The sequence below is a fragment of the Caulobacter sp. RHG1 genome (assembly GCF_013181195.1).
In the GTDB taxonomy this organism is placed as follows: domain Bacteria; phylum Pseudomonadota; class Alphaproteobacteria; order Caulobacterales; family Caulobacteraceae; genus Caulobacter.
Genome location: NZ_SMZP01000003.1, coordinates 21,511 through 42,588, shown reverse-complemented (window position 1 = coordinate 42,588; position 21,078 = coordinate 21,511). Strand labels below are relative to the sequence as shown.

Here is a 21,078-nt window from a genome sequence, read left to right as displayed (position 1 = left end):
CCCCAATGCCGATCAGCGGCCAGACTTAACGGAACGGCGGCTCGTCGAACGCGCGCAGCTTGCGCGAATGCAGGTTCGGGCCCTCGGCGTGCAGCAGCTTGCAGGCCAGGATGCCGATCTGCAGGTGCTGGCTGATCGCCCGCTCGTAGAAGGCGTTGGCCTGGCCCGGCAGCTTGATCTCGCCGTGCAGCGGCTTGTCCGACACGCACAGCAGCGTCCCGTACGGCACCCGGAAGCGATAGCCCTGGGCCGAGATCGTCGCCGACTCCATGTCGATGGCCACGGCGCGGCTCTGGTTGAAGCGCAGGGCCGAGAGGCTGTGGCGCAGTTCCCAGTTGCGGTCGTCGGTGGTGACGACCGTGCCGGTGCGCAGGCGCTTCTTCAACTGGTCGCCGGAATCACCGCTGATCGCCTTGGAGGCGTCGTAGAGGGCGCGCTGCACCTCGGCGATCGACGGCACGGGGATCTCGGGCGGCAGCACGGCGTCCAGCACGTGGTCGTCGCGCAGATAGGCGTGGGCCAGCACGTAGTCGCCGATGGTCTGGGTGTCGCGCAGGCCGCCGCAGTGGCCGATCATCAGCCAGGCCTGGGGACGCAGCACGGCCAGGTGGTCGCAGATGGTCTTGGCGTTGGACGGGCCGACGCCGATATTGACCAGGGTCACGCCCGCGCCGCCCGGGGCCATCAGGTGGTAGGCCGGCATCTGGTGCTTGCGCCAGGTCGACTCGGCCACCGCCAGTTCGGGATTGGCGGTATTGGCGGTGATCGTCAGGCCGCCGGCGCACGACAGGGCCGTGTAGGGGCTGTCAGGCTGCTGCAGCTGCTCGATGCCCCAACGCACGAACTCGTCGACATAGCGGTTGTAGTTCGTGAACAGGATGAACTGCTGCACGTCCTCGGACGGGGCGCCGGTGTAGTGCTTCAGGCGCGCCAGCGAGAAGTCGGTGCGCAGGCCGTCGAACAGCGACAGCGGCCGGCTGTCCTCCAGCGCCGGGTCCCAGACGCCGTCGGCGATCTCGTCGCCGATGAAGGCCAGGTCCGTGGTCGGGAAGAAGCGGGCGATGTCCTCGCTGCGGACATCGGCCTGGTTCAGGTCGATCGTGGCGTCCAGCACGTAGGGATAGGGGATCTCCTGGCGCGAGCGGTCGATCTCGATCTCGACGTCGAAGTCGTCCATCAAGAGAGTCAGCTGCTCGACCAGATAGTCCTTGAACTGGGCCGGCTTGGTCACCGTGGTGGCATAGACGCCGGGGCGACTGACGCGGGCGTAGGAGCGGGCCAGCTTGGGCGGCAGCGCCTCGGGATCGTAGGTCAGGCGCAGCTCGGGATAGGCGAACGTGCCGTCGAACCGCGTCTGCGGGTCGGGCCGTGTTCCATTGTCCAGATAGGCCCGGAGGGCGTCGCGAAGGGCGCCGACGGCGCGCTCGTATTCGTCATTGAGCCGTTCGACGACGGCGATTGCTTTTTCTTGGTTTGACATGGCGCCTTATAGCGATGTTTCACGACATTGGCGAGACGCACCCCGTGCTCACGTCATGGGGCATGGACGAACCCGCATTCGTCGGCCACAAGAAGCAAAAAATGCCACGCTGCAGGTGAGGCGAGCCGGGTCTCGTACGTCATCCAAGCATCGGGGCGTGTCATAGGCATCTCGCGTCGACACAAGGACGTCCGCGCCGTCGGCGCTCGAGGGGACTTCATGAACAAGCGTTTCGCTTTCCTGATCATCGCATCCATGGTGCTGGGCGTCGCCGTGGGCTGGGGCTGCAACCAGTTCCTCAGCCCCGAACAGGCCGCCGAAGCCGCCAAGTGGTTCAAGCTGGGCACCGATCTCTTCCTGCGCCTGATCAAGATGATCATCGCCCCGCTGGTCTTCACCACCCTGGTGGCCGGCATCGCCCACATGGAAGACGCCGCCTCGGTCGGCCGCATCGGCGTCAAGACCATGGGCTGGTTCATCAGCGCCTCGGCCGTGTCGCTGCTGCTGGGCCTGCTGATGGTCCACCTGCTGCAGCCGGGCGCGGGCCTGGTGCTGAATGACGCCGTCACCGGCGGCGCTGCGCCGCCCGCCGCCTCGACCGAAGGCTTCACCCTGCAGACCTTCATCGTCCACCTGGTGCCGACCTCGATCTTCGACGCCATGGCTAAGAACGAGATCCTGCAGATCGTCGTCTTCTCGCTGTTCGTCGGCACGGCCGTGGCCTCGCTGGACAACAAGGCTCCGCAGATCATGGAGCTGGCCGAGCAGGGCGCGCAGATCATGCTGAAGGTCACCGGCTTCGTGATGAAGCTGGCCCCGCTGGCCATCTTCTGCGCCCTGGCTTCAGCCATCGCCACCCAGGGCATCTCGATGCTGGTGGTCTACGGCAAGTTCGTGCTGGGCTTCTACGCCACCATGGGCGTCCTCTGGGCGCTTCTGTTCGCCGCCGCCTTCGCGGTGCTGGGCAAGCGCGCCATCGCGCTGTTCGGCGTGATCCGCGACCCGGCCCTGCTGGCCTTCTCGACCGCCTCGTCGGAAGCCGCCTATCCGCGCATCCTGGACGGCCTGCCCAAGATCGGCGTGCGCCGCCGCATCGTCTCGTTCGTGTTGCCGCTGGGCTACTCGTTCAATCTCGACGGCTCGATGCTGTACTGCACGTTCGCCACCATGTTCATCCTGCAGGCGCACGGCGTGCACCTGTCGATCCAGCAGCAGATCTTCATGCTGGCCCTGCTGATGGTGACCTCCAAGGGCATCGCCGGCATTCCGCGCGCCTCGCTCGTCGTCATCATGGCCACCCTGACCCACTTCGGCATGCCCGACGCCTGGATCGCGCTGGTGCTCGGCGTCGACCACCTGCTGGACATGGGCCGCAGCGCCACCAACGTCGTCGGCAACAGCGTCGCCGCCGCCGTGGTCGCCAAGTGGGAGGGCGAGCTGGACGACCCCGACCCCGAGGCCGAAGCCGCTACGGTCTAGGCGCTTCGCCAGACCGGATCTCGACAAGCCCGCCGCCTCCAAGAGCCAGTCAGGTCCCCTGACTGGCTCTTTTCCATTAGGATCGGAGCGCGCCTACGCGCTCGGGGAGCGGCGGGCTTTTTCGTGTACAGTTTCAAATGTACAGTAAAAACTTGACTCCGCTCACCCGAGGCCCAATCTCTTGTTCAGAGGGATTTTTTAGGACGAATGTCATGAGCAGGATCGCTCACATCGCGCGTACGGCGCTGATCAGCCTGGCCATCACCGGCATGGGCGCTCCGGCGGCCTTCGCCAGCCAGGACGCCGCGGCGGCGGCCAAGCCCGCCAAGCCGCCGCGCCAATGCTTCTATCTGTCCGACTGGCGTGGCTGGACCGCGCCGGACAAGAACACCCTGTATCTCAAGGTGCGCGGCCGTGACGTCTACCGCGTCGACCTGGCCTACGGCTCCAACCAGCTGACCTGGCCGGGCAACCACCTGGTGTCGGTGGTGCGCGGGACCGACAGCGTCTGCTCGCCGCTGGACCTGGATCTGCGGGTCTCGGACGGCATGGGTTTCGCCATGCCGATCCGCGCCAAGACCATCACCAAGCTGACGCCCGAGCAGATCAAGGCGATCCCGAAGAAGTACCAGCCTTAAGGCCCGCTACGCGCCAGCCGCCGCGTTGATCAGGGCCACGATCATCGCGTTGGCTGGCGTGGGGACGCCGTGCGCCGCGCCCTTGCGGACGATGACGCCGTTGCGGGCGTCCAGCTCCATCGGCCGGCCGGCCTGACGATCGGCCAGCAGCGAATTGACCAGGTCGGCCGGACCGCCGCGATAGCCGTTCACGACCTGGTCGCCCAGATCGTCGGCCAGGGTCGCGCCCTCGGCCCGGCCCACCGCTACGCACTCGGCGATCAGCGACTTCATCACCGCCGCCGCGCCGTCGTCGTGGGAGACGCCCGAGGGCCTCAGCGTCGCGGCGTTGACCGCCCCGGCGGCGTTCAGCGCCAGCTTGCGCCAGGCCACCGAGACGAAGTCGTCAGTCGTGGCGACATCGATCGGGGTGTGGGCGAACAGCGCGGCGAAGGCTTCGCCCGCATCGCCTTGCGGAACCCGGATCCAGCCAAAGCGGCGCTGGCGGAACACGCCCGGCGCCGGACGTTCGGCCGGGAAGTCGACGATCACCGGCACGAGATTGTCATCCGCCACGCGACCGGCAAAGGCTTCGCGATGCTCCACGCCGTTGCGGATCACCGCCACCTTGGTGTCAGGACCCAGCAGCGGCTTCAGCCAGGCCGCAGCCGCTGCATCGTCATAGGTCTTGGTCGCCACAAGCACCCAGTCGACGGGGGTCAAGCCTTCTGGCGAGGTCACGATCCGGGGCGTCGCCGTGATCGTCGCTTCCGGCGTCTCGACCGACAGGGTCTCGAACGGCGTGCGCACGCAGACGGTCAGGTCGATGTCCGCGCGCTGGGCCAGCCACGTGGCGAGCGTGCCGCCGATGGCGCCGGGTCCGATCAGGGCGATGGTGGTCATGCTTAGGCTCCCAACTGTTCGCGCCCGTTCCTAATGCGTCCGCGCGACCGGGTCACGACCTCAAGACGCCGGCCTAGGATGTCGGGATGCGGGCCACGACCTTGATCTCGAAGTCGAAGCCCGCCAGCCAGGTCACGCCCACGGCCGTCCAGTTGGGGTAGGGCGCCGGGCCGATCTCTTCGGCGCGGACCTTCATCACGGCCTCCAGCTGGTTCTGCGGATCGGTATGGAAGGTGGTGACGTCGACGACATCCTCCAGGCCGCAGCCGGCGGCGGCCAGCACGGCGCGCAGATTGGCGAAGGCGCGGCGGACCTGGTCCTCGAACACCGGTTCAGCGGAGCCGTCCGCGCGGCTGCCGACCTGGCCGGAAACGAACAGCAGGTCGCCCGAGCGGATCGCCGCCGAATACCGGTGCAGGTCGTAGAGGGCGTGGCGGTCGGCGGGGAAGACGGCTTGGCGGTGGGTCATGGGGGTCTCCTCAGGGGTTGACCGGCATGACCTATGGGCGGCTTGATCTGCGCACTAGGCTTTGAAATCGGCATGAACTAGTGTGAAATCACCAGCAATGTCCCGCCCGTCCCTCAATGACCTGTCCGCCTTCCTGGCCGTCGCCACCCATCGCAGTTTCCGGCGCGCCGCCGACGAGCTGGGCGCGGCGCCCTCGACCGTCAGCCATGCGGTGCGCGGACTGGAGGAACGGCTGGGCGTGCGGCTGCTGAATCGCACGACCCGCAGCGTCTCGCCCACCGAGGCCGGCTTCCAGCTGCTGGACCGCCTGCAGCCGGCGTTGAGCCTGCTGGATGAAGCGCTGGAAGGGGCTATGGCCGCCCAGGGTCGGGTGGCCGGATCGGTCCGCATCAACACCCCGCGGATCCCGGCCGCGATGCTGGTGCGCGACGTCCTGCCGGTGATGGCCGAGCGCTATCCGGACGTCACGGTCGACATCGTCGTCGAGGGGCAGCTGGTCGACATCGTGGCCGGGGGCTTCGACGCCGGCGTGCGCCTGGTCGGCTCGATCCCTCGGGACATGGTCGCCGCGCCGCTGGTCGATGGCGTGCGGTTCCAGTGCGTGGCCTCGCCGGCCTATCTGGATCGGGCCGGCGCGCCCGAGACGCCTGAGGACCTCAAGCGCCATCGCTGCATCGGTCACCGCCTGCCGGGCGGCAAGCTCTATCGCTGGGAGTTCGAGCGGGCGGGGCAGGCGACCACGGTCGAGACGACGGGCGCGGTGGTGCTGGACGACGAGGAGCTGATGGTCGACGCCGCCGTCCGGGGGCTGGGGATCGCCTATGTCGTCGCCCCCGCAGCCGAGGCCGCGCTGGCCGCTGGTCAGCTGCGCGAGGTGCTGGCGCCCTGGACGCAAGGCGCGGAAGGGTTGGCCCTCTACTATCCCGGCCACCGCGCTGTGCCGCCGGCCCTGCGGGCGTTCCTGGACGTTGTGCGGGAAGTCCGGCTCAGCCGAAAATAGCGCTTGTCATACCAGTGGTTTCGCGGTGGTCTGGCGGCCAATCCGTTGAAATACGGGGGAGGAAACATGTTCTCGCGACGCAAGCTGCTCGTCTCGGCCGCCGGACTCTCGCTCTGGGCGGGTCCCGCTTTGTCCAAAAATGTTACCGCTACCGAAATTAAGGCGACGATGGCTCGGGCCACGCGCTTCATGACCGACAAGGTGGCGGTGAAGGGCGGCTATGTCTGGTCCTACCTCTCCGACTTCTCGCGCCGCTGGGGCGAGATGGAGGCCTATCCGACCATGATCTGGACCCAGGCGCCGGGGACGCCGGAGGTGGGCCAGATCTTCCTCGACGCCTATCGGGCCACCGGGGATGCTCAGTATTACGCCGCCGCCGAGCAGGTGGCCTCGGCCCTGATCGCCGGCCAGCATCCGGCCGGCGGCTGGAACTACATCATCGATTTCGCCGGCGAGGCGTCGCTGAAGCGCTGGTACGAGACCATCGGCGCCAATGGCTGGCGGCTGGAGGAATTCCAGCACTATTACGGCAACGCCACCTTCGACGATCACGCCACGATCGAGTGCGGTCGCTTCCTGCTGCGTCTGCACCTGGAGAAGGGCGATCCGAAGTCCCGCGCGGCTGTCGACCGTTGCGTCGACTTCGTGCTCAACAGCCAGTATCCGAACGGCGGCTGGCCCCAGCGTTGGCCGCGGATGGGCGAGTTCTCCAAGCAGGGACGGCCCGACTACACCGGCTTCATCACCCTGAACGACGAGGTCGCCCAGGAGAACATCGACTTCCTGCTGCTCGTTTTGCAGCAGCTGAAGGACGAGCGGGTGCGTGAGCCCCTGATGCGGGCCATGTCGCTGATGGTCGACCTGCAGCAGCCCAAGCCGACGCCGGGCTGGGCGATGCAGTACACGATGGACCTCAAGCCCGCGACTGGCCGCACCTATGAGCCGGCCTCGATCACCCCGCACGGCACGGCCGCGGCGGTGGGACAGATGCTCGACTACTACCAGCTGACCGGCGAGGATAAGTACCTGGCTCGGGTGGGCGAGGCGATCGACTGGATCGCCAGTGTCGAGATCCCGGCCGAGAAGCGCGGCGCGGACGGCCGCAACTTCTATCGCGACTACGAGCCGGGAACCGGGCAGCTGCTGACCGGCCACCGCAGCGGCTCCAACAGTCAGAACGGCCGCTTCTGGTCGGCGTATGCCAAGGACGACGCGACGCCGGCCAAGTCCATCAACGTCGCCGCCCTGCGCGCCCGCTACCAGCGCGTGGCGGCCATGAGCCCCGAGCAGGCGACCAAGGACTCCGCGCTGCTGGGCCGCGGCCCCTCGCTGCTGCCGCCCTATGTGGTCAGCCACGTAGGCGGCTCGGATCTCAACGTCACCGTCTACGACGACAAGAAGACCGCCGCCGTGGCCGAGCTGGTCGCCAGCCTCAATGCCGAGGGCTATTGGCCCGTGGAGCTGCGCACGACCAGCCATCCCTACGCGGGCCCGGGCCCCGCCCAGCCGCCGGCGGGCTTCGTCGATCCCGGCCAGGTCGGCGACTCGTGGGATACCTCGCCCTTCACCTTGCCCCGAGGCCCGATGGGCATCTCGACGGGCGCCTACATCAACAACATGGCGCGCCTGATCGCCTATCTACGGACCCAAAAGGCATGACGACTTTCGCGATGACGCGCCGCGCGGCGCTGGCCGGCATCTCGGCGCTTCCCGGCATGGCCATGGCCGCGCCCAAGGCCGCCGAGCCGCGCTACGCCCTGGTCCCCGACATCGTGGTGGCCAAGGACGGCTCGGGCCAGTTCGACTCGATCCAGGCAGCGCTGAAATCGATCCCGGCCAGCAATCGCGAGCGCAAGGTGATCTTCGTCCGCAACGGCTTCTATGACGAGGTGGTGCGGGTCGACGCGCCCTACGTGACCCTGCGCGGCGAGAGCCGGCTGGGCGTGCGGCTGCAATCCAACCGTCCGGCCGAGGGGATCAGCGGCGACGTTGGCCAGGGCGTGCTAAACATCGCCCCGACGGCCCACGACTTCGTGCTGGAGACCATGACGGTGCACAACACCGTCACTAAGGCGGGTCCCCACGCCTTCGCGGTGCTGGGCCGCGCCGACCGCACGATCGTCCAGGACGCCGACGTCCTCAGCCTCGGCGCCGACACCCTGTCGCTGTGGCGCACCGCCAAGACCGCGGCCGAGAACGGCCTGTCCGAGGGACCTGGCGCGACGCCGCTGACGGCGGATGGCGGGCGCTACTATCACAGCGGCCTGCGGGTGATCGGCTCGGTCGACTTCGTCTGCCCGCGCGGCTGGTGCTTCATGGAGGACAGCGAGATCGTCCAGGTCTACCCTCGCGCCGAGGCCGCCATCTGGCACGACGGCAAGGGCGATCCGGACAAGAAGTTCGTCATGAAGGACTGCCGGTTTGATGGCCCGGAGAACTACTTCCTGGGCCGTCATCACCGCGACGCCCAGTTCTACTTCATCGACTGCAGCTTCTCGGCGCGCACGCGCGACAAGGCCCCCTACACCGTCTCGTACCCGCTGAACGGCGGCCCGCCGACCCCGGCCGATGTCGAGCGCAACAAGGTGGTGGCCGCCGACACCCTGTGGGGCGACCGCAACTACTTCCACAACAGCCACCGCGACGGCGGCGACTACGCCTGGATGGCCGACAATCTCTCGACCGCGGCGGGCAAGCCGACGGCCGCCAAGGTCGACGCGGCCTGGACCTTCAAGGGGACCTGGGACCCGGCCCGCACCGATGGTCCGCGCGTCATCGGGGTGTCGCAGCAGGGCCAGACCGTGCGCCTGACCTTCGACCGCCTGGTGACCGTAAAGGGCGCGCCGAAGCTGGCTTTCGAGAGCGGAGAGACCCGCGCCTATGTCGAGGGCAGCGGCACGAACGCCCTGGTCTTCGAGAAGCCTTCTGGCGCCAGAAAGGCCACGCGCCTGGACTTCTCGGCGGGCGCGGTCATCGCCAGCGAGGGCGTGTCGAGGATCGTCTTCGCCAAGGCCGACCTGCCACGCGGCTAGCTTGCTTCGAGCTGAGAGGGGCTCGCCCTGGTGCGCGATGCCCCTCTCCTTTGCGCCCCACCTGCGCGAGCCCTTCGCTGACCGCTGCTCACGGCGGCCGTTGACGCTGTCTAGTTGCCGCGCGCGGGCTGACGGAGCAATGTCCGCTCTGTCGCAAGATGTGATGACGCCGACGGACGCAGAGTTCTGCGATGGCTTTCGGAGCAAGGGTTTCGTCGCGAGACGGAGGAAGCGGAATGAGCAGCCACGCCGCATCGTCGACACCACTGAAAGTCGCCCTGGTCGAGGATGACACCGCCTTCCAGGAGGCGTTCCGAACCGCCCTGGCCGGCGCGCCCGATCTGGCGATGATCGGTGTCGCCGCGACGGCGGCCGAGGCGCGCGTGATGCTGAGCGCGCCGCCCGCCGACGTGCTGGTCGTCGACCTGGGCCTTCCCGATGGATCCGGCATCGAAATCATCGGCGAGGCCACGACGCGCTGGCCCGGCTGCGCGATCATGGTCGCCACCACCTTCGCCGACGAGCGCCACGTCATCGCCTCCATCGAGGCCGGGGCGAGCGGCTATCTGCTGAAAGACAGTCCGCTGCCGACCATCGCGCAGGACATTCGCGTGCTGCACGGCGGCGGCAGTCCGATCAGCCCCCGCATCGCTCGCCAGGTGCTGATGCGTTTTCGCCCCGACGAGCGGCCTGCGGAAGGGGGCGAGACCGAAGGGAAGTCCGCGCCCAGCCTTTCGGATCGCGAGAAGGAAACCCTGCAACTGATCACCCGCGGCTTCTCGTTCGACGAGATCGCCGAGCTCATGGGCGTGTCGCGCAACACCGTGCTGACCTTCGTGCGCCGCATCTACGCCAAGCTGGAGGTCCGCTCGAAGACCGAGGCGGTGTTCGAAGCCCGGGCCTATGGCCTCGTCTAGACGGCGCTGGATCGCCTGGGCGGCCTGGGCCGTCATCGCGATCGTCGCCTTTGGCGGTATGCTTGCGATCCAGGGGCGCGGCGGCGAACGGATCACGGACGCGCAAATGACGGCGGTCGCCACGGTCGGCTACCAGCCGCCGCCGGCGACGAGCGCCGGGCGACCGCAGGGCGGCGCGCACGTTCATCTGCCTCACGCTCCGACGCCGCTATGGGCGCCCCGCGCGCATGCCGCGCCCGAGGCTCTCGACACCCAGATCACCTGGTACTCGCTGCAAGTCCCGCCGCTGCCAAACCGTGGTCAGCAGCTCTATCTCTACATCCCGCGCTGGAAGTCGGACGGCGTGCTGGCGATCTACGCCGACGGAAAGCTGATCCGCCAGTCGCACGCCAACCTGCAATGGAACGGCTCCAACCAGCCGCTGTGGATCGCCCTGCCGCGCACGGCGACCTCGCATCCGCCTACCACACTGGACATCCGATTGCAGCACGTGCGTGGCATCGGCGGCGCCTTCTCTTCGGTGTGGATCGGCGACTATCGGCAGCTGGCCCCGCGCTATTCCGTGCGCGACATCTTCCAGGTGCGGTTGCCGGCCTTCTCGACGGTGGCGTTCCTGGCCACCGGCGTCTTCGCCCTGTTCGTCTGGTTCAGCCGCCGCGCCGAGCGGATCTACCTGCTGTACTTCCTGACCTCGGTGGTCTGCTTCCTGAGGATGCTGCACACCTTCGTCGGCACCGAGCCGCTGATCGTGTCCGACGCCTGGTTCGGTTGGCTGACCGTCAACTCGACGTTCTGGATGATCCTGGCGCTGCATCTGTTCGTGGCCGAGCTGCATCGCGTGCGTCAGCCGCGGCTGACGGGCGTGATCCTGGTCATCGGCGGCGGCTGGAGCATCGCCACCCTGCCGAACCTGCTGGATCCGACGATGATCGCGGCGCCGATCTACGTGAACATGCTGGTCCTGGGTCTGGGCGCGACATTCAACGGCATTCGCCAGTCGCTGCGGGCCGGTTCGCACTTCGCGCTGCTGCTGTCGACCTGGTGCCTCGTCACCGTGGTGGCCGGTGTCTACGATCTGGCCCTGCAGCAGAACATGGTCGATATCGAGAGCGTGTATCTGACCAACTTTACCGGCGTCGGGTTCACGCTGCTGTTCTGGTACATCATGCTCAGCCGCTACATTGAGGCGCTGGCGACGGCGACGGAGGCGAAGGCGGACCTCGCCCAGCGCCTGGTCCAGCGCGAGGCCGAACTGACCGCCAGCCACGCCCGCCTGCGCGAGATCGAGAACCGCGAGCTGCTGCACCAGGAGCGTCAGCGGCTGATGCAGGACATGCACGACGGCCTGGGCTCGACCCTGGTCACCGCCCTGCGGGCCTTCGAGAACGACCGCGCCACCAATCTGGACGCGGTCGACATCCTGCGCGGCTGCATCGACGATCTGAAGCTGACGATCGACTCGATGGAGCCGGTCGAGACCGACCTGCTTCTGCTGCTGGCCACCCTGCGCTTCCGGCTGCAGCCGCGTCTGGAGGCGGCCGGCGTCAAGCTGCTGTGGAGCGTGGGCGAGGCGCCGCCGCTGGAGTGGCTGGACCAGCGCCACGCCCTGCACATCCTGCGCATCCTGCAGGAGGCCTTCGCCAACATCCTCAAGCACGCCGGCGCGCGCGAGATCGCGGTCGCGGTGCGGGTCGAGGGCGATCAGGTGGTGGTGCGGGTGCAGGACGACGGCCGCGGGTTCGATCCGGCGCGCTCGTCGGGCGGCCGCGGCCTGGCCAACCAGCGTCGCCGCGCCGAGGCGATCGGCGGCGTCATCCGCTGGGAGCCGTCCGGCCAGGGCAGCATCCTGGCCCTGATCCTGCCGGTGCAGAAGCCTCAGAGAGCGATCGCCATCAGGACTTGAGGGCGCGCGCCACGATCGGAGCGAGGGCCTCGCCGATCCGTCTGGCCCCCATGGCGTTCGGGTGGATGCCGTCGCGCTGCATCAGGGCGCGGTCGCCGCGCACTCCCGCCAGGATGTTGGCGTACAGCGGCACGCCGAACTCCTTGGCCAGGCTGGAATAGACGGTGTTGAACTCGCGGGCGTAGGTCGCGCCGATGCTCGGCGGCGCGCCGACCCCGACCAGCACCACCTTGACGCCCCGAGCTTTCAGCTTCTGCAGGATGCCGCGCAGATTGGCCCTGGTCTGGCTGGGCTCGACGCCTTGCAGCAGATCGTTGCCGCCCAGAGCCACCACGCAGACCTTGGTGTCATTGGCGACGCTGAAGCCGACCCGCGCCAGGCCGCCGCCGCTGGTGTCGCCCGAGACGCCGGCCGCCCGGACGAGCGCCGAGGCGCCGAGGCGCGCCAAGGCCGCTTGCAGTTGGGCCGGCATGGCGTCCTTGGCCGGCAGGCCCAGGCCCGCGGTGATGGAATCGCCCAGCACGGTGACGACCGGCGCCTTGGGCGCGGCGGCGATCTGCGTCAGCAGGCCAAGGCCCAGCAAAAAATGGCGGCGGCTGGGAAAACGCTGTGCGGTCGGGCTCATGCCTTCCTATGTAGGTCAGCTGCCGGCGGAACAAGGACCGGTCTTGCAGGAACGCCCATGACCGAGCCCCTGGTTCTCGACGCCGTCGCCCTGACCCTGCCGTCCGCGGCGGGTCCCGTGAACATCCTGCGCGGCGTCGACCTGGTCGTGAATTCCGGCGAGCGCGTCGCCGTGATCGGCCCGTCGGGCTCGGGCAAGTCGTCGATGATCGCGGTCGGGGCCGGACTGGAGGAGCCGACCGCCGGGACGGTGCGGCTGTTCGGCCAGGACCTGGCCAAGCTGGACGAGGACGGACGGGCGAGGTTGCGGCGCGGCCGTGCGGCGCTGGTGTTCCAGTCCTTCCATCTGCTGCCGAACATGACGGCCGAGGAGAACGTCGCCACGCCGCTGGAGATCGCCGGCGCCCGCGACGCCCTGCCGACCGCCCGCGACTGGCTGGCCCGTGTCGGCCTGGCCGGACGCCTGACCCACTATCCGCACCAGCTGTCGGGCGGCGAGCAGCAGCGCGTCGCCCTGGCCCGCGCCCTGGCCGCGCGTCCGGCCCTGCTGTTCGCCGACGAGCCGACCGGCAATCTGGATGGCGCGACCGCCGTCTCGGTGGCCGATCTGATGTTCAACCTCGTCGCCGAGGTGGGCGCGGCCCTGGTCATGGTCACCCACGATCCGGCCCTGGCTGCGCGCGCCGACCGCATCGTGCGCATGGCCGATGGGCGCATCGTCGCGTGAGCCTCTTCTTTTCCAAGGCCCCGCTCGCTTTCCGCCTGGCCGCCCGTGAACTGCGCTCCGGCGTCCGGGGCTTTCGCATCTTCCTGGCCTGTCTGGCGCTGGGCGTCGCCGCCATCGCCGCCGCCGGCTCGACGGCTGACGCCTTCCGCCACGGCCTGGCCAGTCAGGCGCGCGAGATCCTGGGCGGGGACCTGTCGTTCTCGGTCGAGAACCGCGACTTCACTGCTCAGGAGCGGGCGGCCTTCGACAAGCTGGGCGTGACCACCTACGCCGCCGGCGCGCGGGCCATGGCCCAGGCTCCCGGCGGCGAGCGCCGCCTGGTCAGCCTGCGCGGCGTCGATGGCCGCTTCCCCCTGGCGGGAACCGTGCAGCTGGAGGGCGCGCCGAGCCTGGCCGTGGCGCTCGCCGACCGGGATGGCCTGCCCGGGGCGGTGGTCGAGCCGGCCCTGCTGGACCGCCTGAACCTGAAGATCGGCGACCGCTTCGAAGCCGGGTCGCTGACCCTGGTCGTGCGGGCGCGGCTGATCAGCGAGCCCGACGGCCTGTCGCGGGGCTTCTCGATCGCGCCGCGCGTGCTGGTGCGCGAGGCCGTTCTGGAGCGCTCGGGCCTGCTGGCGCCGGGCGGTCTCTCGAACCGCGCGGTGCGGGTCGCCATGCCTGCCGACCAGGACCCGCGGGCAGCGGGCAAGGCCGTGCAGGCAGCGTTCCCGGATGCGCATCTGCGGGTGCGCGACCGCCTGGACAGCGCGCCGGGCGCGCGGCGGCTGATCGACCAGCTGGAGTACTTCCTGGGCTTCATCGGCCTGGCGTCGCTGGTGGCCGGCGGCCTGGGCGTGGCGGGCGCGGTCTCGGCCTATCTGTCGACCCGCGAGCCGGCCATCGCGGTCCTGAAGGCGCTCGGCGCGCGCAGCGGCCTGATCCGCGACCTGCATCTGATCCAGATCGGCGTCCTGGCCCTGCTGGGCGTGACGATCGGCTTGGCGATCGGCGCCGCCGCACCCCTGATTCTTGGCCAGCTGGCCGGCTCCAACCTGCCGATCCCGGCCCTGTTCAAGGTCTATCCCTGGCCGCTGGCCAAGGCCGGGCTGTTTGGGATCCTGGCGGCGGCGGCCTTCTCGCTGATCCCGCTGGCCCGGGCGCGCAGCACCCCGCCGTCGGCCCTGTTCCGTCGCGCCCCCCGCGCGCGCCTGACCTTCGGGCTGGAGACCATCGCGGCGGTCGTCGCCGGCGTCGGGCTGGCGGCCCTGGCCGTGGTCACCGCCCCGACGCCGATGGCGGCCGGGATCATGATCGCCGGCGTCGTGGTCGCCTTCGGCCTGCTGTCGGCGCTGGGACGCCTCGCGGCCTGGGGCGCTGGCAAGGGGCGCGCCTTGACCCGTGGGCCGGCCAAGCTGGGCCTGGCCAATCTGGCCGGACCGCGCTCGGCGGCGCGGACGGCGACCCCGGCCATCGGCCTGGGCGTGGCGCTGCTGGCCTGTGTGGTTCTGATCCAGTCGGCCCTGCTGGCCCAGGTCAGCGACGTGGCCCCTCGCACGGCGCCGGCCATGGTGTTCACCGAGATCCCCGGCGATCGCGCGACCGTCTTCGACGCCACGGTCGCCGGCGTGACCGGCCCGCTGAAGCCCGACGCCTATCTGCGCATGCCGTTCGCCACCGGCCGGATCGTCGCCCTGAAGGGCAAGCCGGTCGACGTTCAGGCCATCAAGCCGTCCGAGCGCTGGGCGTTCGACAACGACATCAGCCTATCCCTGTTCGCCACAGAGCCGAACAACGCCGGCGTGGTGGAGGGGCGCTGGTGGGGCGCGGACTATGCTGGTCCGCCGCAGGTGGCGATGAACATCGAGATCGCCGAAGCCGCCGGCCTGAAGGTCGGCGACAGCATCACCGTCCTGGTGCTGGGCCGTGAGATCGAGGCGAAGATCGCCGCGCTGCGGAAGGTCGACTTCGGCGGCTTCGGGCCCAACTTCGCCCTGATCTTCAACCCGTCGATGCTGGAGGGGGCGGAGCTGCGCAGCGTCGCCATCGCCCGCCTGAGCCGCGGCCACGAGGCGGCCCTGACTCGCGTGCTGGGCCAGACCTTTCCCGGCGTGAACGTGATCAGCGTCCGCGAGCAGCTGGAGTCGGCGGCGGCGCTGTTCGACCGCCTGGCGCTGGCTGTCCGCGGCGCGGCCGCCGTCGCCGCCCTGGCCGGTCTTCTGGTGCTGGCCGGAGCCATCGCCGCCGGGGCGCGAGCCCGGGCCCGCGAGGCTGCGACCCTGAAGGTGCTGGGCGCCACCCGCGGCCAGATCCTGCTGGCCTACGTCATAGAATATGGCGCGGTGGGGCTGATCGCCGGCGCGGCCGGGGTGCTGTTCGGCTTCGCGGCCGCCTGGCCGGTGGTGGTCAAGGTGTTCAAGGCCAGCTGGAGCGTCGACTGGGGCGGCGTGCTGGTCCTGCTGGGCGGCGCGACCTCGCTGGCGACCCTGGGCGGCTTGATCGCTGCGGCCCTGGCGCTGTCCCAACGTCCCGCGCCGGTCCTGCGCGGGGACTGATCCCAGCCCTTCGGCGGTTCCCCGAAAACGCCGCGCACGGCGCGATGGCGCACGACGGCGTTTGACGATCTCGTATTATTCTGATTTATCATTTTAATGAGACGCAACGACGTTTCGACAAAATGAGGTCGCTCGGCCGCGCCGAGGCGACCCCTTGCATTCGGAGGGAACTATGACTTGCAGCAGCGACGGCGGTCGGAGCCGGGCTCTCAATAAGCTGATGATCGGCGCCAGCCTGGGCGTCCTGGGCCTGGCGATCCTGCCGACGGCGGCCTGGGCTCAAGCCGTGGAGCCGGATGCGGTCGACGAAATCGTCGTCACCGGCCTGCGCGCCAGCCTGACGCGCGCCATCGACGTCAAGCGCAACTCATCGGTCATCGTCGACTCGATCGCCTCGGAAGACCTGGGCAAGTTCCCCGACAGCAACGTCGCCGAATCGCTGCAGCGCATCACCGGCGTCTCGATCGACCGCAGCGGCGGCGAAGGCCGCTTCGTGACGGTCCGCGGCTTTGGCCCCTCGTTCAACAACGTGCTGGTCAACGGCCGCACCCTGGCCACCGAAAACGCCGGCCGCCAGTTCAGCTTCGACCTTCTGGCCGCCGAGCTGATCTCGGGCGCCGATGTCTACAAGAGCAACAACGCCACCCTGCAAGAGGGCGGCATCGGCTCGACCATCAACGTCAAGACGGCGCGCCCGTTCGACACCCGCGGCACCAAGGGCATCCTCAGCGCCAAGGCCAATTACGAGGACCTGTCGGGCAAGGCCGCGCCGGAAGTGTTCGGCCTGTTCTCGACGCGCCTGGCCGACGATCGCATCGGCCTGCTGGGCTCGGTCTCGTACCAGAAGCGCAAGGCGCGGGTCGATACGGCCGCCACCAACGGCTACTTCCGCACCACGGCGGGTTCGGGCGCCGGCGCCCTGACCAACGTGCTGTTCCCGTCGAACTACGACCAGATCTCGGACCTGCAGGACCGCGAGCGCATCGGCGTGACCGGCACCGCCCAGTTCCGGGCCACGGACACCCTGACCCTGTCGGTGGACGCGCTGTACAACAAGTTCACCGTCGCCTCGACGGCCAACAGCGTGGGTCACTTCTTCTCGCCGGCCGACGCCAGCGCCATCACGCTGGACGCCAACCGCACGGTCACCAAGTTCTCGCAGAACACCAACTCGCACACCGACTATGTCAGCCGTACGTTCAACCGGCCGACCAAGCTGCGGGCCGTTGGCTTCAACGCCGACTGGAACCCGACCGAGCAGATCACCGTCAAGTTCGACACCGCCTACTCGAAGGCCGAGTCCAACAACGGCGGCAACGAGATCTTCGCGGTCATCGGTTTCACCAACCCGGCCACCTTCACCGGCAACGGCTCCAACGCGCCCAGCCTGACGACCGGCAGCAGCATCACCAACCCCGCCGTCGGCCGCGCCCACTTCGCCACGCGCGAAGGCGTCAATGTGGCTGAGTCGGTCTACGAGACCCGCCTGGATACCGAATTCCGCACCGACTACGACGTGTTCAAGAAGCTGCGCTTCGGCGGCATCTTCACCGATCGCAAGAAGCAGAACGCCCTGGTCCGCTCGGACAACGACGTCGGCTGCGCCTATTGCGGCTATGGCATCCCGGTGCCGGCCGGCCTGTTGAAGCCGTTCGATCCGGGCTCGTTCCTGAGCGGCGAGAGCGGCACGTTCCCGCGCCAGTGGCTGTCGTTCAACGCCGAGGACTACTTCAAATTCCTGGAGTCGGCCGCGGCCGGCAACGCCCAGGACGTCGCCGCCGGTCGCCCGGCCGGCGCCACGGCCGCCTTCGTCGCGTCGAAGAACGGCTATGCCGCCACTCGCCAGCCCTCGGCCTACGACGTCCGCGAGAAGATCGCCGGCGGCTATGTCCAGGCCGACTTCGAAGCCACCATCGGCGGCCTGCCCTGGAGCGCCACGGCCGGCCTGCGCTACGTCCACACCCAGCTGACCTCGAACGGCACCCAGCAGACCCTGCTGGACCTGCTGCCGATCCTCGGCGACAGCACCGCCTACACGGCCGTGTTCGCCGCCACCTCGGCGCCGGTGTCGCAGAGCACGTCCTATGACGACTTCCTGCCGTCGCTGAACGTCAAGGTCGACGTCACGCCGGACGTCGTGGTTCGCCTGGCCGCGACCAAGACCCTGTCGCGCGCCAACCTGACGGACGTGGCCCCGCGCATCACCTTCACCAGCCTGCGTCCGGGCAACCTGGCGGCCAGCGGCGGCAATCCGCAGCTGAAGCCCTTCAAGTCGACCAACTTCGACGCCTCGGCCGAGTGGTACTACCAGGAGGCCGGCTATCTGACGGCGGGCGTGTTCTACAAGCGCATCGACGACTTCATCGTCAGCTCGCTGGGCGCGGAGACCTTCACCGTCGCCAATTCGGCGGGCAACTTCCCGGGCGGCTCGGCGACGTTCAACGTGCTGCGTCCGCGCAACGCCCAGAGCGCCGACGTCTACGGCCTGGAAGTGGGCTTCCAGCACACCTTCAGCTACCTGCCCGCGCCGTTCGACGGCCTGGGGATCACGGCCAACGCCACGATCGTCGACAGCAAGGCCAACCTGACCGCCGCCGCCTCGACCTTCGCGCTGGAAGGCCTGGGCGACAGCCAGAACCTGGTCGGCTTCTACGCCAAGGGTCCGATCGAGGTGCGCGTGGCCTATAACCGCCGCGACGGCTTCATCAGCACCGCGGCCAACGGCACGGGCGGCGAGCCGATCTTCACCAAGACCCAAGGCCAGATCGACGCCCAGGCCCGCTACGCCTTCTCGGACAACTTCTCGGTCTTCGTGGAGGGCACCAACCTCAACGGCGCCGAGACCCGGACCGTCGGCAACTACGAGAACCAATTCCTGAGCCTGGTGGACACCGGCCCGCGCTACGCGGTCGGCCTGCGCGCTCAGTTCTGATCGACCGGCCGGGGGCCCCGCGCTCCCGGCCGACCTCGAGAGCGCGCTTTCGGGCGCGCGTTTCTTCCCCAACTACCTGCGAAAAGGGCGGCTCCTCCCCGGAACCGCCCTTCTTTTTGTCTTCTGCCGTGGGGCGAACATCTCACCCCGCCCCCCTCCCCGAGTCCCCCGCGAAGGCGGGGGTCCAAGCTGAAGATCGGGGTGTGGCGAGGCGGTGGATCACCTTGAAACGCGGCTTGGATCCCCGCCTTCGCGGGGAAACTCGGGTTAAGGACCTCAGCCCTGACGCGACAGGTGCAGGATGAAGCCCGACTGCGGGTGCAGGCGCGGCAGTTGCAGGCCCACGGCCATCAGCGCGCGGCCATCCAGCACGACGCCGTCGACCAGGGCCTCGATCAGGGGCGAACGCAGCGGCGGGGCCTTCGGCCAGACCAGGGTCACGACGTAAGTTGCGGACGGGTCCAGGCCCGTCAGCTTCAGTCGGCCGGCGAAATAGGCGTCCTGCTCGCGGATCAGCGTGTAGGCGAACAGGGCTTCCGAGCCGTCCTGAGCGACGATGCCGAAGGCGTTCTCGTTCTCCGGACGATCCAGGCGGTGCAGCGCGCCGGTGTGGATCAGCTCGCGGAACAGCTTGTGCAGCGCCACGCCCTTGGCCAGCTCGGCGCGCTCTTCCGGCGTCAGGATCAGCAGGTTGGCTTCGATGCCGAAGTGGCCGAACAGGGCCGTCTGCACGCGGGTGGCCATCGACACCCGCCGCCCGGTGATGTGGCAGTCGGTCGGACCGACGTGAGCGCCCATCAGCTCGGCGGGCAGGAACATCGACAGGCCCTTCTGGATCGACAGGCGGTCCAGCGCGTCGTTGCTGTCCGAGGTCCAGACTCGGTCGGTGCGCTCCAGGATGGCGAAGTCGGCGCGCCCGCCGCCCGAGGCGCAGCTCTCGATCTCGACGGCGGGATGGGCGGCGCGCAGGCGATCCAGCACCTCATACAGGCCCGCGATGTGGGCGTGGACGCCGCCGGCCCCGTCCGCGCCGCCCTGGTGGCTGATGTCGCGGTTCATGTCCCACTTGAGGTAGGCGATCGGGTGCTCGGTCAGCAGCGCGTCCAGGCGGCCATAGAGATGCTCGCGCACCTCGGACCGGCCGAAGTCCAGCACCAGCTGGTTGCGGAACGACAGTTGCGGCGCGGGCGGGCAGCCCAGCACCCACTCGGGATGGGCGCGGAAGAGGTCGCTGTCGGGATTGACCATCTCCGGCTCGACCCACAGGCCAAACTCCATGCCGGCGGCCAGCACGCGATCGGTCAGGGGCTTGAGGCCCTGCGGATAGACGCCCTCGTCGACGGTCCAGTCGCCCAGGCCGGCGTTGTCGCTGCGGCGGCCCTTGAACCAGCCGTCGTCCAGCACGAAGCGCTCGGCCCCGATCGCGGCGGCGGCGTCGACCAGCTGCGCCAGGCGCTCCTGGTCGTGGTCGAAATAGACCGCTTCCCAGGTGTTGTAGTGCACAGGACGCGGCTTGGCCCGCAGGCGCTGGTGTTGCGGGCGGGCGCGCACCCAGGCGTGATAGGCCTGGGACGTGCCGCTGAGGCCGGTGTCCGAATAGGCTGCATAGAGCGTCGGGGAGGCGTACTCGGCGCCGGGGGCCAGGCGCAGTTCGCCGGGCATGAACAGCTCGCCCATCTGCACGAAAGCGCGGGCGTCCGACAGGGTCTCGGCGACGATGCGGTGGTTGCCGCTGGCGGCCAGGTGGAAGCCATAGACCTCGCCGGCGGCTTCTCCGCAGGGCGCGCATTCGACGATCAGGCCTGGGAAGGCGTCGTGCGAGGTGCGACCGCGGCGGTTCTCACGCACCGTGGCGCCCTGGCCCAGCGGCGTGCGGCGCAGCTGGAACTCTCCGGCCCAGCGGCCGTCGAAATTGATCAGGTGGCTGGCGCTGGCGGGCAGGGGGATGGTCGGGGCGGCGCAGGCGTCCACGGTCAGGACCGTGTCGCCGGCGTTGGCGATCCGGGTCGAGGCGACCAGCACGTCCTGGTCGGGACGCAGTTCCAGCCGGTGGGTCAGGACGACGCCGGTCGTGTTGTCGCGCGACACGATCTCGACCGTGGCGGCGTCGATGGGGTCCACGCGCTCGATGCGGGTCCAGGTCGCCCAGCCCTGGCCGTCGCGGTGCGCCCGCAGCCCCGGCGTGCCCGGAAAGCCCTGGCCCGCCAGCGGCGTCAGCGACAGCGGCGCGGCCACGGCGGGCGAGCAGGGGGCTTCCTCACGCGCGGCCATCAGCGCCAGCGACAGCGGGTCCAGATCAGCCGCCAGTTTCGGCCCCCAGTGCAGGATGGCTGGCGCGCCATCGCGGCAGTCGACGATCAGGGTCGAGGCCTTGCCATCGAGCCGGACGAAGGACGGAGAACTGGACATGGCGGACCTGCGAGGCAGAGATGGGGAGGGGGCGTCAGCGACGTGGCGAAGGTTG

The 21,078-nt window shown here is 69.2% G+C and carries 15 protein-coding genes; 10 read left to right on the top strand and 5 right to left on the bottom strand.

Translation table 11 applies throughout. The features are described 5' to 3' along the window. Nucleotides 1–25: 25 nt before the first annotated feature. A complete protein-coding gene (locus E1H18_RS07880) occupies nucleotides 26–1,480 on the bottom strand; it encodes an AMP nucleosidase (RefSeq protein WP_172265862.1) in 1,455 nt (484 codons plus the stop codon). 219 nt (nucleotides 1,481–1,699) lie between these two features. On the opposite strand from E1H18_RS07880, the gene E1H18_RS07875 reads away from it, so the two are divergent. Together E1H18_RS07875 and E1H18_RS07870 are read left to right on the top strand one after the other, a co-directional pair. Further along, on the top strand, nucleotides 1,700–2,959 hold the full coding sequence (locus E1H18_RS07875) for a dicarboxylate/amino acid:cation symporter (protein ID WP_172265860.1): 1,260 nt from the start codon (nucleotides 1,700–1,702) through the stop codon (nucleotides 2,957–2,959). A gap of 212 nt (nucleotides 2,960–3,171) precedes the next feature. Beyond that, nucleotides 3,172–3,597, top strand: a complete 426-nt coding sequence (locus tag E1H18_RS07870) for a DUF6491 family protein (protein WP_172265858.1) — start codon at nucleotides 3,172–3,174, stop codon at nucleotides 3,595–3,597. A 6-nt stretch (nucleotides 3,598–3,603) separates the two neighbouring features. Here E1H18_RS07870 and E1H18_RS07865 read toward each other — a convergent pair whose 3' ends face one another. Further along, nucleotides 3,604–4,479, bottom strand: coding sequence for a 2-dehydropantoate 2-reductase (locus E1H18_RS07865; RefSeq protein ID WP_172265855.1), 876 nt, complete (start codon nucleotides 4,477–4,479; stop codon nucleotides 3,604–3,606). Nucleotides 4,480–4,552: 73 nt separating this feature from the next. Then, complete coding sequence (locus tag E1H18_RS07860) at nucleotides 4,553–4,948, bottom strand: RidA family protein (RefSeq protein ID WP_172265852.1); 396 nt, start codon at nucleotides 4,946–4,948, stop codon at nucleotides 4,553–4,555. Between the two features lie 97 nt (nucleotides 4,949–5,045). Here E1H18_RS07860 and E1H18_RS07855 point away from each other — a divergent pair, with 97 nt between their 5' ends. The 5 genes from E1H18_RS07855 (at nucleotide 5,046) to E1H18_RS07835 (ending at nucleotide 11,800) form a co-directional block, all read left to right on the top strand. Beyond that, a complete protein-coding gene (locus E1H18_RS07855) occupies nucleotides 5,046–5,948 on the top strand; it encodes a LysR family transcriptional regulator (protein WP_172265849.1) in 903 nt (300 codons plus the stop codon). 168 nt (nucleotides 5,949–6,116) lie between these two features. After that, on the top strand, nucleotides 6,117–7,607 hold the full coding sequence (locus E1H18_RS07850) for a pectate lyase (RefSeq protein WP_241735955.1): 1,491 nt from the start codon (nucleotides 6,117–6,119) through the stop codon (nucleotides 7,605–7,607). Next, on the top strand, nucleotides 7,604–8,980 hold the full coding sequence (locus E1H18_RS07845) for a pectinesterase family protein (RefSeq protein WP_172265843.1): 1,377 nt from the start codon (nucleotides 7,604–7,606) through the stop codon (nucleotides 8,978–8,980). Before E1H18_RS07850 ends, E1H18_RS07845 begins: the two co-directional genes overlap by 4 nt. 236 nt (nucleotides 8,981–9,216) lie before the next feature. Then, nucleotides 9,217–9,897, top strand: a complete 681-nt coding sequence (locus E1H18_RS07840; RefSeq protein WP_172265840.1) for a response regulator transcription factor — start codon at nucleotides 9,217–9,219, stop codon at nucleotides 9,895–9,897. Then, complete coding sequence (locus E1H18_RS07835; RefSeq protein WP_172265837.1) at nucleotides 9,884–11,800, top strand: ATP-binding protein; 1,917 nt, start codon at nucleotides 9,884–9,886, stop codon at nucleotides 11,798–11,800. Before E1H18_RS07840 ends, E1H18_RS07835 begins: the two co-directional genes overlap by 14 nt. Here the strand turns inward: E1H18_RS07835 and E1H18_RS07830 are convergent. Continuing rightward, complete coding sequence (locus tag E1H18_RS07830; RefSeq protein WP_172265835.1) at nucleotides 11,790–12,425, bottom strand: arylesterase; 636 nt, start codon at nucleotides 12,423–12,425, stop codon at nucleotides 11,790–11,792. The genes E1H18_RS07835 and E1H18_RS07830 overlap by 11 nt on opposite strands. Before the next feature lie 57 nt (nucleotides 12,426–12,482). Between E1H18_RS07830 and E1H18_RS07825 the strand changes: the two genes are divergently transcribed. From E1H18_RS07825 to E1H18_RS07815, 3 genes are all read left to right on the top strand, one after another. Continuing rightward, nucleotides 12,483–13,151, top strand: coding sequence for an ABC transporter ATP-binding protein (locus tag E1H18_RS07825; protein WP_172265832.1), 669 nt, complete (start codon nucleotides 12,483–12,485; stop codon nucleotides 13,149–13,151). Beyond that, the gene (locus E1H18_RS07820) at nucleotides 13,148–15,682 is read left to right on the top strand and encodes an FtsX-like permease family protein (protein WP_172265829.1); all 2,535 of its coding nucleotides are present in this window, start codon (nucleotides 13,148–13,150) and stop codon (nucleotides 15,680–15,682) included. The genes E1H18_RS07825 and E1H18_RS07820 overlap by 4 nt, the downstream gene beginning before the upstream one ends. Nucleotides 15,683–15,854: 172 nt before the next feature. After that, on the top strand, nucleotides 15,855–18,614 hold the full coding sequence (locus tag E1H18_RS07815) for a TonB-dependent receptor (protein ID WP_172265826.1): 2,760 nt from the start codon (nucleotides 15,855–15,857) through the stop codon (nucleotides 18,612–18,614). A 276-nt stretch (nucleotides 18,615–18,890) separates the two neighbouring features. Here the strand turns inward: E1H18_RS07815 and E1H18_RS07810 are convergent, their stop codons facing one another. Next, nucleotides 18,891–21,023 carry an alpha-galactosidase gene (locus E1H18_RS07810; RefSeq protein WP_172265823.1) on the bottom strand — a complete coding sequence of 711 codons (2,133 nt, stop codon included), beginning with the start codon at nucleotides 21,021–21,023 and terminating at the stop codon, nucleotides 18,891–18,893. Between the last annotated feature and the right edge of the window lie 55 nt (nucleotides 21,024–21,078).

Coding starts and splice junctions, on each gene's coding strand:
- E1H18_RS07865 (WP_172265855.1), bottom strand. CDS start 4,479: ATGACCACCATCGCCCTGATCGGACCCGGCGCCATCGGCGGCACGCTC.
- E1H18_RS07845 (WP_172265843.1), top strand. CDS start 7,604: ATGACGACTTTCGCGATGACGCGCCGCGCGGCGCTGGCCGGCATCTCG.
- E1H18_RS07835 (WP_172265837.1), top strand. CDS start 9,884: ATGGCCTCGTCTAGACGGCGCTGGATCGCCTGGGCGGCCTGGGCCGTC.
- E1H18_RS07850 (WP_241735955.1), top strand. CDS start 6,117: ATGGCTCGGGCCACGCGCTTCATGACCGACAAGGTGGCGGTGAAGGGC.
- E1H18_RS07875 (WP_172265860.1), top strand. CDS start 1,700: ATGAACAAGCGTTTCGCTTTCCTGATCATCGCATCCATGGTGCTGGGC.
- E1H18_RS07860 (WP_172265852.1), bottom strand. CDS start 4,948: ATGACCCACCGCCAAGCCGTCTTCCCCGCCGACCGCCACGCCCTCTAC.
- E1H18_RS07870 (WP_172265858.1), top strand. CDS start 3,172: ATGAGCAGGATCGCTCACATCGCGCGTACGGCGCTGATCAGCCTGGCC.
- E1H18_RS07855 (WP_172265849.1), top strand. CDS start 5,046: ATGTCCCGCCCGTCCCTCAATGACCTGTCCGCCTTCCTGGCCGTCGCC.
- E1H18_RS07840 (WP_172265840.1), top strand. CDS start 9,217: ATGAGCAGCCACGCCGCATCGTCGACACCACTGAAAGTCGCCCTGGTC.
- E1H18_RS07830 (WP_172265835.1), bottom strand. CDS start 12,425: ATGAGCCCGACCGCACAGCGTTTTCCCAGCCGCCGCCATTTTTTGCTG.
- E1H18_RS07810 (WP_172265823.1), bottom strand. CDS start 21,023: ATGTCCAGTTCTCCGTCCTTCGTCCGGCTCGATGGCAAGGCCTCGACC.
- E1H18_RS07880 (WP_172265862.1), bottom strand. CDS start 1,480: ATGTCAAACCAAGAAAAAGCAATCGCCGTCGTCGAACGGCTCAATGAC.
- E1H18_RS07825 (WP_172265832.1), top strand. CDS start 12,483: ATGACCGAGCCCCTGGTTCTCGACGCCGTCGCCCTGACCCTGCCGTCC.
- E1H18_RS07815 (WP_172265826.1), top strand. CDS start 15,855: ATGACTTGCAGCAGCGACGGCGGTCGGAGCCGGGCTCTCAATAAGCTG.